This is a genomic window from Brevibacterium sp. HMSC24B04, assembly GCF_001806835.1.
Taxonomy (GTDB): Bacteria; Actinomycetota; Actinomycetes; order Actinomycetales; family Brevibacteriaceae; genus Brevibacterium; species Brevibacterium ravenspurgense.
Genome location: NZ_KV786086.1, coordinates 1 through 13,307 on the forward strand (window position 1 = coordinate 1; position 13,307 = coordinate 13,307).

Sequence of the window (13,307 nt, forward strand, 5' to 3'; positions counted from 1 at the left end):
GCCCAACAACGCCAAACTCACGCTTAAATGCAACTTCACGCGCTAATGCACCGCATTAAACCGCAAACCTGCATTACCGCGTAAATCCAGCCGCGCAACGGGAACGAGGTGGCTGGGACGGACGAGGTGGAGTTGCCGGGACGGTTGGGAGCTGCGGGTGGAGGTGCGGGCTGAGTTGAAGGGCTGGGCTGGAATGCAGGGCTGGGCTAGCCGGCACCGGTCGCACTTCTCCCGCACGACGACGCCAAACTCACGCTTAAATGCAACTTCACGCGCTAATGCACCGCATTAAACCGCAAACCTGCATTACCGCGTAAATCCAGCCCACCCGCCGCGGCTGATACTCAGCCCGGCAGCCACCGCATACAGAAGCGCCCGGTCAGCGTGCACAACTGCATGCTGACCGGGCGCTGTCGTTGAAGCTCAGTAGCTCGAGAAGCCGTCCTCACTGAGCACGTGCTTCTCAGTGCCGTCGATCGGCGGGTTGAAGATGCTCAGCAGCTCCATGTCTTCGTGGTCGGACGCACGCAGGTAATGCGGGTCGTGCTTGTCCAGGACGTAGATGACGCCGGGGGTCACGGGAAACACGTTGCCCTCTGTGTCCTCAACGTTGCCGGAGCCCGAAATGCAGTAGCAGGCTTCCAGGTGATTGCGGTACTCAAGCTTCGATTCGGTGCCCTTGCGCACAACGGTGCGGGCAACGGCGAAGCCCATATTGTCTTTTGCAGTCAGGACGCGCTGGCTGGTTCCAGCACCCCACTCAACAGCTTCGACATCGTTAACGGAACGAGTGAACACGGCGCCTCCTATGAGGTCGTATTGAGAAATCCGTACATCAGTCACGCTACGAGAACGCTCCCTGCGCCACAAGGCACAAGGAGCGTTCTCAGTGCTTACCAAGGGTTCTCTCCGCCGACGGTCGAGGAGTGACCGTCAGCAAAGAAACTCGGCCTAGCCAGTCCGCCGTTACGACTTCTTCGCGGTGCTGCTTTTCACAGTGCTCTTCGCAGTCGTCTTCTTAGCCGTGCCCGTCTTCGACGCAGTGCTCTTCGCAGTCGTCTTACGCGCCGTTGTCTTCCGCGTGGTCGTCTTCTTCTTGACCGGCCCCTTAGCGCGCTTTTCAGCCAGCAGCTGGAATGCGCGTTCAGCGGTGATGCCTTCGACGGTGTCGTCCTTGCGCAGGGTTGCGTTCGTGGTGCCGTCGGTGACGTACGGGCCGAAACGGCCGTCCTTGAGCACAACCGGCTTTTCGGAGTTCGGGTCGGTGCCGAATTCCTTCAACGGCGGCTTCGCAGCACGGCGTCCGCGGGTCTTGGGCTGAGCGAAGATTTTTTCGGCTTCTTCAAGCGTGATGGTGAAGATCTGCTCTTCAGATTCGATAGACCGGGAGTCGGTGCCCTTCTTCAGGTACGGACCGTAGCGGCCGTTCTGCGCGGTGATGTCGACACCTTCGGCGTCCTGGCCGACAATCCTGGGCAAGCTCAGCAGCTTCAGCGCTTCTTCCAGACCGATGGTGTTCAGATCCATCGACTTGAACAGGCTCGCTGTGCGCGGCTTGGGCTTCTTGGCTCCGCGCTTGGGCTTTTCGTCAGATTCCGGCAGAACCTCGGTGACATAGGGGCCGAAGCGGCCGTTCTTCGCCACAATCGTGTGTCCGCTTTCGGGATCGACACCGAGTTCACGGTCGCCGTCGCCCTGCTTTTCGATGAGCTCACGAGCTTTTTCTGCCGTGAGTTCATCCGGGGCGAGGTCATCCGGAAGCGACACTCGCTTGGGCTGATCCGGGTTGTCGCCTTCGGCTTCGAGATACGGGCCGTAGCGGCCAACGCGCAGGTTGATTCCATCGGCAATGTTCACGGTGTTGAGTTCACGCGCGTCGATGTCTCCGAGGTTGTCGACAATCGACTTCAGCCCCGCGTGACCGACGTCGGAGTCCATGCCAGCCGGCGCATCGTGACCGTCCTCGGCCGTGCTGCCGAAGTAGAAATCGCGCAGCCATTCGGCGCTGTCTTCCTGGCCCTTGGCGATTTCGTCGAGATCAGCTTCGAGCCCGGCGGTGAACTGGTAGTCCACAAGGTCATCGAAGTGCTCTTCGAGCAGCTTGACCACCGAGAACGCCAACCAGCTGGGAATGAGCGCGTTGCCGCGCGTGGTGACGTAGCCGCGGTCCTGGATGGTGGAGATGATGGCCGCGTAGGTCGAAGGACGGCCGATGCCGAGCTCTTCCATCCGTTTGACCAGGCTGGCTTCCGTAAAGCGCGGCGGAGGTGCCGTGGTGTGCCCATCGGCTTCCACGCGGTCGACCGACAGGGCGTCGCCTTCTTTGACGTCCGGCAGTCGGCTCTTGTCCTTTTTGTCCGAGCCATAGCGCTCGAGGTCCTGGCCTTCTTCGTAGGCGGCGAGGAATCCCTTGAACGTGATAACGGTGCCGCTTGCGGTCAGTTCGGCACTGCTTCCGCTGCCGAGGTCCGCGTTGATCCGCATGGTTGCGGTCGAACCCTTGGCATCGGCCATCTGCGATGCGACAGTGCGCTTCCAGATGAGTTCGTAGAGCTTGAATTCGTCACCGCGCAGCTGACTCGACACCTGGGCCGGCGTGCGGAAGTGGTCACCGGCGGGGCGGATGGCTTCGTGTGCTTCCTGCGCACCCTTCTGCTTGGAGGCGTAGATGCGCGGCTTCGACGGCACGAATTCGGGGCCGTAGAGCTCACCCACCTGACGGCGAGCAGCCGAAAGCGCTTCCGATGACAGGACTGGTGAGTCCGTACGCATATAGGTGATGTAGCCGTTTTCGTACAGCGACTGGGCGGTGCGCATGGCCTGACGAGCACTCATGCGCAGCTTGCGGCCGGCTTCCTGCTGGAGGGTCGAGGTGGTGAAGGGCGCCGCGGGACGACGCGAGTACGGCTTGGTCTCAAGTGCCGTGACTGACAGTCGGTCTTTGGCTTCACCACTGAGTTTGGCTGCGAGTTCTTCGGCGTCCTGCTGACCCAGAATGCGCGCCTTAGTGCGCGGTTTCAGCGTGCCTTCGTCAGTGAAGTCGCGGCCTTGGGCGATCTTCTGCCCGTCAACGGCGGTGAGTTTCGCCGCGAAGCTTTCGGCCTGCCCGGGAGCCTGCAGGTCGATGTCGAGGTCCCAGTAATCAGCCGAAACGAACGCCATGCGCTCACGTTCGCGTTCGACAACAAGACGGGTGGCAACGGACTGCACACGGCCGGCGGACAGCCCCGCACGGACCTTGCGCCATAGAACGGGCGAGATTTCGTAGCCGTACAGGCGGTCGAGGATGCGGCGGGTTTCCTGCGCGTACACGAGGTCGTAGTCGATTTCGCGGGTGTTTTCGAGTGCCCGTTCAAGGGCTTCCGGGGTGATTTCATGAAACACCAGGCGCTTAACCGGGACTTTCGGCTTGAGCACTTCCAGAAGGTGCCACGCAATGGCTTCACCTTCGCGGTCCTCATCTGTTGCCAGATAAAGCTCATCGGCTTCTTTCAGCAGCTTGCGAAGCTCGGTGACTTTCTTCTTCTTGTCAGGGTCCACCCGGTAGTAGGGCTTAAAGCCGTCTTCGACGTCGACTGCGAATTTGCCGTAGGGCCCTTTTTTCATGTCCGCGGGCAGTTCAGAGGGCTGTGGGAGATCCCGAATGTGCCCCACTGAGGCTTCGACGGTGTAGCCGTCGCCCAAAAAGCCGACAATCGTCCGCGCTTTCGTCGGGGATTCGACGATCACCAAACGACGTGGTTTCTTCTCAGCCACAGTTTTCCTTTCCACGGATACGCTGCGAATGTAGCACCGGGCACTGACACGGCGTTGATGCTGATAGCCACATCCAGGCTTCTTGCAGCCGTCACCTGACTGTAACGGTCCTACTCGAGTACAGGGTAGACGAATCCAAGCGGGAGTATGTCGCGCACTTGCTCTACCAGCTGCTGACACAGCTTGTCAGAATCCACTTCGAGCAAGGCTGCGAGCGCCCCTGCCACGGTGCGCAGAGTCATGGTCCCGTCGGCCACTCCGATGAACGCGGCGAGTGCGGTATCAACTGTCAGCGTCTGCCCGAAACCGGTTCCCTGCGCCATTTCGATGACGGACGGATTTTCGCTGCCCGGTGTGTGGTGCCGGTGTTCGACGATATCGGAGCCGCGAACAAAAGCCGTGTCGGCTATTTCCGAGTCTTCGGCACCGGCAAGCCATTCGAGCATTGCCATACGGGTGTCGAGAAACGCCGCCACCCCTGCCGCGTTCGCCCCGAGCGGGCCGCTGACACGATGCGCGGCAACAACCGGCACGCCACCAGCGCCCCTCTTGAACCGCACCCACCCAAACGAGATCTGCTCGACGCCGCGCGAAACGAAGTCGTCAAGCCAGGCGGCGGTATCTGCGTTCCACTTTTCGCTGGCGCGAACCACACCGCCGTCGCGAATCCACGTGTGCGCGTAGGCGGTAGGCGACAGCTGCTCGCGTTCAATCACCATGAGCGATGTCTGGCCGACGGCAGCTGTGCCAACCGCCGCCTCGTCTGCTGATGCGGCCTCATCCTGCGCCGCCTTGTGCCAGGCAGAGGGACCGGCCTCGGCATCCGGCTGGCCGACCTCCCAGTTGCCGAGCATGGCGGCCTGCCCGCCGTCGCTCAGATGATGCGGAATGTCGCGCACGAGCGAGCGCATCAGCTGATCACCTGGCATCCCGCCATCGCGGTATTCAAACTGCCCGCGGGCAGCCTGCGGCGTGATGACGAACGGCGGATTCGTCACCAAGAGGTCGACCGTCTGTCCGTGCAGAGGCTCCAGCAGACTTCCCTGCCGGGTTTCGATGTTGCCGATCCCGTTGATCTGTGCGTTCAGGCGCGTGAACTCCAGGGCGCGCTCAGAGATATCGGTTGCGATGACGGTGTCTGCGTGCAGCGCCAGAGCGAGCGCCTGAATCCCACAGCCCGTGCCAATGTCAGCCGCTGTTGTCACGGCTTCGCGCGGTGTGATCTCGATGAGAGTGCGCCCTGCACCGCCGAGTCCCAGCACGAAGTCGCCGTCAAGCACTTCCGGCCGTGTGAGCGTCCCGAAATCCGATGCCAGGTAGAGGGTGTCAGGTTTGCGCCTGCCAGCCAGCCGCGGCACACCCACCGGCAGGGAGTACGGAGCGATCGACACGGAACTCACGAGGCGTCGCTCGCTTTCCTCCGCATGCTCACCCGGGCTCGGGTCACCTGAGTGGGACTCACCAGCATCGGGTGAAACCAGCAGGCCAGCAGCTTGCAGCGCACTGACGAGTTCGGCGCCCAGAGCGTCCTCAGCGCTGGCTGTGGGAACAGCATCCGCCAGCAGAAACAGCCGTGCGACAACAGCAAGCGGTGCGGAGCTTGTGCGCGAAAACCACAGGGCGGGTGCGGCATCGTTTGTCTGCAGCGCCTGGTCGACGTCCGGTCCCCACAGTGCTTTCAGACCCGGCTGCGTGTACTCCAGACCTTCCAGCGCCAAGCGCAGGCGCGCCGGCCATGCAGAGCCAGCAGCATGGCCACCGGCCACGGTCGCTCCCGAACCCCCTGATGTTTCAGAGCCTGCGGACGTTCCAGCAGCCCCTGCAGAGTCAATCCGGGGCACAGCGGGCAGCGAGCTTCGCATATTTCCTTCCAACAGCAGGCAGCAGACAGCGCATATCAAGCCTACGCACAACCGGGCACGTGAGAGAATGCGCGCATGCCGTCCGCTCTTACCGACCTCCTCACTCGCTTTGGCGAACGTGCCGACCGCGTGACCCACATTGAGAGCATTCCGCATCGGCAAGCACTTACCGGTGACTGGCCCGACTGGGTGCACGACGACGTCACCGCGGTATTCGCCGGTACGGGCATCACCAAGCCGTACAAGCACCAAGTCGAAGCTGTGAACAGCATTGCATCAGGCACTGACACAGTGGTGGCGACCGGCACCTCGTCAGGTAAGTCCCTGACCTTCCTGGTGCCGATCCTCGATTCCATAGCCCGCACCCGCGACAGCATCCGGCCGGCGACCTCCATATATTTAGCGCCGACGAAAGCCCTGTCACACGACCAGCTGACGGCTGCGAAGAACCTGCCCCTGCAGGGCCTGCGGCCGGCAGCCTTCGACGGGGATGCCTCACGCGAACAAAAGGACTGGGCCCGCCGGTGGGCGAACCTGCTGTTCACCAATCCGGACATGCTGCACCGTTCAGTCCTTCCGGCCCACTCCCGCTATGCCCGCTGGTTCAAGTCCCTGCGGTTCGTCGTCGTCGACGAAGCCCACAGGTATCGGGGCGTTTTCGGTTCGCACGTGGCACTCGTGCTGCGGCGGCTGCTGCGCATTGCCGAGCACTACGGTGCCCAGCCGGTGGTCATCGGCGCATCGGCCACCATGAGCGAACCGGCCGAAACCTTCGCCCGGCTCACCGGTCGACCGGCTGCCGCAATCACCAACGACTGCTCCCCGCGCGCCGCCGGAGAATTCATCCTGTGGGAACCTCCGCTGCTGCCAGGCTCTGCTGACGGGGGCCTCGGAATTCCCTCCACCGCACCGACCACGCCGACCACACCGGAATCCACCGACCCAGCAAACACCCCTGACACCTCGCCGCCCGGGTCCGACGACGCCGACGACGCCCTCCCCGCAGACGCAGCCCGCCGCTCCACGATTGCCGAAGCCGCCGACATGCTCACCGACACCACGTGCGCCGGCTACCGGTCGATTGCCTTCATCGCCTCAAGAAAAGGAACGGAAGCCCTCGCCTCGGCCATCCGCCAGGAAGTCGAAACCATCGCACCGGAACTGACGAAGACGATTGCGGCCTACCGCGGCGGGTACCTGCCCGAAGAGCGCCGCATGTTGGAAACCGCCCTGCGCAACGGCAAGCTGCGCACCGTCGCGTCGACGAACGCACTGGAGTTGGGCATCGACATATCCGGGCTCGATGTGGTCGTCATGGCCGGCTGGCCCGGCACCCTGGCCGCCCTGTGGCAGCAGGCGGGACGGGCCGGTCGTTCCGGCCAGCAGTGGTCTGCGGTTCTCATCGCCCGCGATGACCCACTGGACACCTACGTTGTCCACCACCCCGAGGCGATCTTTGACACCCCTGTCGACGCCGGCGTCATCAACCCCGCCAACCCCTATGTCCTAGCGGGTCACCTGTTGGCCGCAGCCGCCGAACTGCCGCTGACCACCGCCGACTTCCCCCGTTTCGACGCCCATACTCACCCAAGCGCCCACCACTCCACCCCTGACCAGCCGGAACAGACAGAAGAACCGGGCGGCGCCTCGTCATCCCAGGCAGCCCAGCTTGTCGCCCAGCTGACCGAACACGGCATGCTGCGGGCCCGCCCAACCGGGTGGTTCTGGACGAAAGCGGAATCGGCGGCAGCGCTGACCGACATCCGCGGTTCCGGCGGCGGCCAGGTGCGGCTTGTGGAACACGAAACCGGGCAGCTGCTGGGCACGGTTGACGACGCCAGCGCGCACATGCAAACCCACACCGGTGCGATCTACGTCCACCAGGGCATCGAATATCAGGTGATGGACCTCGATTTGGACAACTCGCTCGCGATGGTCCAGCAGGTTTCCGTCGACTTCACAACGCAGGCGCAGTCGACAACAGAAATCAGCATTGTCGAAACCCACGACCAGTTCGCCTTGCCCAGCGGAGTGCGGGTTTTCAGCGGGATCGTCGATGTGACTGACCAGGTGACATCATTTGTGCGCAAGCAGAAGCGCACGGGTGTCCGCCTGGGCGAATTCGAACTCAACCTGCCGGCCCGCACCCTGCAGACCTCGGCTGTGTGGTGGACCGCCCCGGAAGGGCTGATTGCCGATGCCGAGGTGGAGGCAGCAGATCTGCCGGGTGCGGTTCACGCGGCTGAACACTGCGCGATCGGCCTGCTGCCGCTGTTTGCTGGGTGTGACCGGTGGGACATCGGCGGGGTGTCCTCGGATAAACACGCCGACACCGGCATGGCGACGGTCTTCGTGCACGACGGTCAGCCCGGCGGAGCGGGCTTTGCCGAACGCGGATTCGCGGAATTCCGCCGGTGGTGGCAGTCCACTCTGGACACTCTGACCAGCTGTGAATGTGTCAGCGGCTGCCCTAGCTGCGTCCAGAGTCCCAAGTGCGGCAACGGCAATGAGCCGCTGGACAAAGACGCCGCCCGCCGGCTTCTGCAGCAGATGCTGGGGTGAGGGCGACAGCCCCAAAAGTGGGGCGTCTTCCCCTGACGAAAGTGGGGCGCCCAAGCCTCCCCGACCAACTCAGTCGATGCTGAGACTCAATCCATAACGAGGCCGTTGTCGACCACGAGGTTCTGGCCCGTGACCGCGCGCGATGCCGGCTGGGCGAAGAACGTGGCGGCCGAGGCGAATTCCTCCGGTGTGGTCACGTGGCCCAGCGGTGTTGTTGCTGCGATTGCGTCGAAGACTTCGTCCGGAGTGGCGGCCGAAGCGTCGGTGGTGCGCAGCAGACCGCCGGAGACCATGTTGACGCGCACGCCCAGAGGGCCGAGGTCCTTTGCGAAGGTGCGGGTCAGCGACAGCAGGGCAGCTTTGGCGGCTGTGTAGTCGTGGTAGGGCACGACGGGGTTTTGGAACAGGTTGGTCCCGATGTTGATGATCCGGCCCGAGCCGATTTCCCGGAACCCGTTCATAGCCGCCTGGATGACGTGCACCGCGCCGCTGATGGTGCCGCGGAACTGGTCGTCAAAAGCGGCATAGGAAATGGAGTCCGCGTCCGGGCGTTCGTCGCCGTTGAATGAAAAGTCGACCAGCGCGTTGTTGACCACGGTGGTGACGGGCCTGCCGAATTCTTCGCGTGCGGCATCGAACATGGCCTTGACCTCGCGGAAGTCAGTGACGTCCGCGCGCACGGCCAGCGCCTCGCCGCCTTGCGCCCGGATCTGTTCGGCAAGGCGAACCGCCTGGTCTTCCGAGTTGCGGTAGTTGATGACAACAGCCGCACCTTCGGCGTGGAAGGCTTTGACGAGAGCAGCGCCCAGCCCGCGTGCGGCACCGGTGACTAGCACCAGCTGTTCGCTCACGGGCATGGCTGCTGTTGTGTGAGCTTGTGCGTTCGTCATTGAACCTCCCTGGGTATTGACCGCCATGGTCAAACTGCGTGGACTTCCACCCTAACCCGGTCCTCAGACCAGGCCTATCCACTTCCAGTAGGTGGCGGACAGAAGCAGGACCAGCAGGTAGCCGACGATGGTGATCGGAATGCCCGATTTGAGGAACTGCTTGGCCGTGAACGCGCCGGTTCCGTAGGCGAGCATGTTCTGCGGGGCGGAAATGGGGAGCAGGAATCCGAAGCAGATGAGGAACTGCTGGATGATGACGAACCCGATTCCGCCGCCTGCCGCACCGGGGATGGACTGGGCGAGTGCGATGAACACCGGGATGAGCGCGGAGCTGAGGGATGTTGCCGATGCGAATCCCAGGTGGATGAGGATTGTGAAGATGCCGACGAGGGCGATCATGGCGAGCATCGGCATGTCGGTCACACCCAGTGCGCCGAAGGTTTTCTCTGACAGCCACGTTGCCGCTCCCGTGTTCAGCAGGAGCGAGCCGAGCGAGATTCCGACGGCGAACACGATGAGCGTGCCCCAGTTGATGAGCTTTTCTGCGGTCTTCCAGGAGAACACTCCCACGCGGGGAAGCAGGAGGAAGCCGATGGCGACGATGGTGACGGTTGCCGAGCTGAATGGGTGCAGCACTTCTTCGGTTGCCCACAGGAACAGCAGGCACACGGCGACGATGACCAGGCGGATTTCTTTTCCGGTGATGGGGCCGAGTTCGGCGAGTTCTTTTTCAACAACTGCCCGGCCACCCTGTATGTGATCGACTTCGGGTTTGATGACGCGGCGCATGATGAAGAACAGCGCGATGCTCATAAGAACCGACCACGGGGCGGCCCACAAGAACCACTGCCCCCAGGAGATCGACTGGCCCATGGAGGTTTCGATGAAGCCTGTGGCCACGAGGTTCTGTGCTGCTGCGGTTTTGATGCCGACATTCCAGATGGACACGGCCTGGGCTGCTGTGATGATGAGCAGGGCGCCCAGTCGTGAGTTGGTGGGCAGGCCGAAGGCAGCGACCATGCCCAGAAGAATCGGCACGACGGCACCTGCGCGGGCTGTTGCGGAGGGGACGAAGAACGCGAGGATCGTCGAAATGACGATCGCGCCGATGAGCACGCTGCTGGTCTTTTCGCCGGCGACTTTCAGTACCAAGAGGGCCAGGCGCTTGTGCAGGCCGGTGGCCTGCATCGCGGCCGCGAGCGCAAGTGCTGCGGCGACGAGCGCAACGGCGGCGCTGGAGAATCCGCTCAGTGCCAGTTTGATTGATTCGGTTGTGCCCATCGCCTCGGGGGATTCACCGTCGAGTGCTGGCGTGAAGGACAGCATGACGGTGATGATTCCGACGATCAGGATGGACGAGACCGTGTAGGAAACTGCTTCTGTCACCCACATGACGATTGCGAAGGCCAGCACGGCCAGACCCATTTTCCCAGCAAACGTCAGGTCGTCACCGGTGGGAATGAACATCACTCCGATGAGTGCTGCAAAAGCGATGAAGAACCAGATTGGTTTGAGGTTCAGGTGAGCGAGGAAGCCGTCGGGGTGTTTGCCGGAGTCAGCTTCTTGTGCCTGGGCGACAACCGCTTTTTCTCGCTTGGCGGATTCTGCGTCACGTGATCGCCGTTCGGCCTGTTTGCGGAGGGGGCTTTTGCCTGAGCTGGCCATAGCGCTCCAATCAGTGTGCTGCAAAGTGCAATGTTCACATTCGACGGTACGCCCCTGTTGCAAACACTGCATGAACTGCCCCGTTTTGGGTTTTCAACCGGCTGTGTGCGGCTGCGGCCCACCTGCCACGGCTGAGCGCTTCACTGCGGGAAACGGGGCTGGCAGCTTCGCTTTGACGGTGACTTTCGCCCGTCCCAGGTCAGGACGGGCAATGCAGTCGTCCATTGTGAAGCCGTCGGCTTCGATGAGTTTCTTTGCAACGTCACAGGGGTCGCCGGTACGGATTCCCCGCGCAGCGTCAGCTGCTGCCAGGGCTGCAAGGTCGGCACTGCCGTCTGCGCGCGCGGATACGAGGATGACTTTGCTGGTCAGTCCAAGCCCTGCAATGAGCACTGCCGCTAACCCCATGAGGCTGACTGCGATTGCGGGCATGGACCCGCGATCTGCCCGGCGGTGCCGCTGAGCTTGCCGCGTTTGCTGTGTGCTCATTGTGCGTCTCCGGACTGCGCGCTGCTTTCCGTGCGCGCTCTTTGCACTGCTTGCACGCGAGGGATGAGCTTCCGCATGGTCTTCGGTGTCGGGACGGTGACGGTGACGACCGTGTATTCGCCGTCTTTGCCGATTGTGACGGCGGAACCGGGGCCGGCTTTGCTTTCCGCACTGCGGCGCACTTCTGCGGTGGGTTCGCCGCGGGCGGCTTCGCGTGCGCCGGCCCGCGCAGCTTCGTAGGTGCGAAGCTGCGCGAGGCCGAGGGTGCCCACTCCGATGACCATAAGAATGACGAGCACGATAGCCGGCATGATCATGGCGAATTCGGCCGTGACGGCACCGCAGTCCTTTCCTGCGGTCCGCTTCCGGCAGAGAGCGTTTGACATACGAGCAGCGTCACGAGTGTGGCTCCCTGGGCGAAACATCGAAGTGGGCACTGCCATCACCCGCCCATGTTGAGCGCTTTGGAGATGACACCTGTGATGAGAGTTTGGATGCCCTCGGATTTCAGCACCACAACGAGCAGTGCGGCAAAACCACACGCGGCGAGTGTTGTGATCGCATACTCTGCCGTTGTCGCTCCCCTGTCTGGTTTGCGCAGGCGCACGGGTTTCTTTTCTTCTTCCATCGGAACGAGTTCCTGAACTTCGTTGTCCATCTTTTCCCTTCCTTTCTTCAGATGGCGCTTCCAGCGTGCAGGTGCGGAGCACCCGAAAGAAGAGAGAAGAAAAGCCTGGGGACAACCGCGAAGTTATCCCCAGGCTTCAGAACTGCAGTCCAGTTTCAGCCGCGTCGATCAGCAGGAGCCCTTCACCCAAACAGCACCGACATATTCGTCTGTCTGGAGTCAACCGTGGGGATCAACCCTCCGAGTTCGAATGACCCTCATTCCCTGAGCTTCAGCGCGGCAGGCACCCGCTCGCGATTCGTGAAATCTGTGATCAAGTCATGACTTGACTGCCTTCAAGGGTCGGTTCACTGCGATGTCGATGAATGCTGACGGACCGTCATTGAGCTGGTGTCTCGTTGCGAGGACTACACACGTCAGAGGAAAGGCAGCTGGAGGTGACGACAATCCCGACTCCTGCCGCACCCCCGTTCACCCGACTCCCCTCTGCCGCTGTCCCCGCCCCGCGAGGACGCTACTCCAACTGTGAGCTATAGCGGCTTCCTCTACCTTCGCTATTTTCTGAGCACAAACCCGCACTACATCGTGTTATACAGATCACATTTATGGTGGTGGCGGGCTCCTTGACTCTGTGTGGTGCACGCCTGGCCGTGGAGGACAGGTGGCACGGCTCGCTTGGGATGTAACGCGGGGACGCTGTCAGCAAATAGAAAACTGTGAGAGGTGCGATTGGGACGAGCCAGATGGGGCGGGCATGATAGCGATCAGGGCGGTCGTATCTGAAGCTGTTCTGAAGTCTCTCATCGTGCCGAGGAGTGATGTTCGGAGGGCATCGATCCGATCGATCGGAAGGAGACGAGGTGAGGCAGGAAGCCGACGGCGACAGCGTGGCGCACGCCGAGGTGTTCGCGCACTTCTATGCTCGACACTATCGCCTCGTCCTCACGGTTGCCCAGCAACGTCTATCGGGAGTCGCCGATGCCGAGGATGTGGCAGCGGAGACCTTCCGGATCACGTGGGCTCACCATCAGTCCGGAGGTGATCTCTCTCTGCCCTGGGTGTACAAAGTGTTGCGCAATATCATTGGCAACGAGTACCAGCGCGTGGCTCGTTCGACGGAGCTGTTTAGCCGGATCGGTGGGCTCAGCGGCGATAGCTCCTACAGGATGGAGACCGCAGATGCACTGGATGTTCGCCGGGCTCTGGCAGGACTGAGAGAAACCGACCGCGAGATTCTCTACATGGCCTATTGGGAAGACCTCACTCGTGCGGAGATTGCGTCGATCCTTGGGATATCGACGGTGACCGTGCGGGTACGGCTGTTACGTGCCCGACAGACGCTCAAAGCGTTGCTGTACAACGCCGTCGAGGACGCTCACAGTGAGGAGGTCAAGGATGGACGAGTTTGAACGACGCATCCGCGATGCGCGACCACTGAGTGGGCACCGACACCTC

Annotated in this window: 10 protein-coding genes; 2 read left to right on the forward strand and 8 right to left on the reverse strand. The window is 62.3% G+C overall.

Annotated elements, in window-relative coordinates:
* Positions 1–423: 423 nt before the first annotated feature.
* The 3 genes from HMPREF3092_RS04570 to HMPREF3092_RS04580 all read right to left on the reverse strand — a co-directional run bounded on the left by HMPREF3092_RS04570 (position 424) and on the right by HMPREF3092_RS04580 (position 5,618).
* Positions 424–843: an ectoine synthase gene (locus tag HMPREF3092_RS04570; protein WP_256173386.1), complete on the reverse strand. Its 420-nt coding sequence runs from the start codon at positions 841–843 to the stop codon at positions 424–426.
* Positions 844–966: 123 nt separating this feature from the next.
* Positions 967–3,756, reverse strand: a complete 2,790-nt coding sequence (gene topA, locus HMPREF3092_RS04575; protein WP_070423993.1) for a type I DNA topoisomerase — start codon at positions 3,754–3,756, stop codon at positions 967–969.
* Positions 3,757–3,866: 110 nt separating this feature from the next.
* Positions 3,867–5,618: a DUF7059 domain-containing protein gene (locus HMPREF3092_RS04580; RefSeq protein WP_083274251.1), complete on the reverse strand. Its 1,752-nt coding sequence runs from the start codon at positions 5,616–5,618 to the stop codon at positions 3,867–3,869.
* Positions 5,619–5,693: 75 nt separating this feature from the next.
* On the opposite strand from HMPREF3092_RS04580, the gene HMPREF3092_RS04585 reads away from it, so the two are divergent.
* Positions 5,694–8,180 (forward strand): DEAD/DEAH box helicase, encoded by a 2,487-nt coding sequence (locus tag HMPREF3092_RS04585; protein ID WP_070423994.1) that lies wholly within the window; start codon positions 5,694–5,696, stop codon positions 8,178–8,180.
* An 86-nt stretch (positions 8,181–8,266) separates the two neighbouring features.
* Here the strand turns inward: HMPREF3092_RS04585 and HMPREF3092_RS04590 are convergent, their stop codons facing one another.
* The 5 genes from HMPREF3092_RS04590 to HMPREF3092_RS04610 all read right to left on the reverse strand — a co-directional run bounded on the left by HMPREF3092_RS04590 (position 8,267) and on the right by HMPREF3092_RS04610 (position 11,882).
* Positions 8,267–9,070: a 3-oxoacyl-ACP reductase gene (locus HMPREF3092_RS04590; protein ID WP_244878104.1), complete on the reverse strand. Its 804-nt coding sequence runs from the start codon at positions 9,068–9,070 to the stop codon at positions 8,267–8,269.
* Between the two features lie 63 nt (positions 9,071–9,133).
* Positions 9,134–10,735, reverse strand: coding sequence for an SLC13 family permease (locus HMPREF3092_RS04595; RefSeq protein WP_062020159.1), 1,602 nt, complete (start codon positions 10,733–10,735; stop codon positions 9,134–9,136).
* A gap of 93 nt (positions 10,736–10,828) precedes the next feature.
* Complete coding sequence (locus tag HMPREF3092_RS04600; RefSeq protein ID WP_239232859.1) at positions 10,829–11,224, reverse strand: hypothetical protein; 396 nt, start codon at positions 11,222–11,224, stop codon at positions 10,829–10,831.
* Entirely contained in the window at positions 11,221–11,610 is a 390-nt protein-coding gene (locus HMPREF3092_RS04605; protein ID WP_082790993.1) for a TadE family protein, read from the reverse strand. Before HMPREF3092_RS04605 ends, HMPREF3092_RS04600 begins: the two co-directional genes overlap by 4 nt.
* A gap of 56 nt (positions 11,611–11,666) precedes the next feature.
* Entirely contained in the window at positions 11,667–11,882 is a 216-nt protein-coding gene (locus HMPREF3092_RS04610) for a DUF4244 domain-containing protein (protein WP_019174483.1), read from the reverse strand.
* 830 nt (positions 11,883–12,712) lie between these two features.
* Here HMPREF3092_RS04610 and HMPREF3092_RS04615 point away from each other — a divergent pair.
* Positions 12,713–13,261, forward strand: coding sequence for an RNA polymerase sigma factor (locus HMPREF3092_RS04615; RefSeq protein WP_019174482.1), 549 nt, complete (start codon positions 12,713–12,715; stop codon positions 13,259–13,261).
* Positions 13,262–13,307 lie beyond the last annotated feature (46 nt).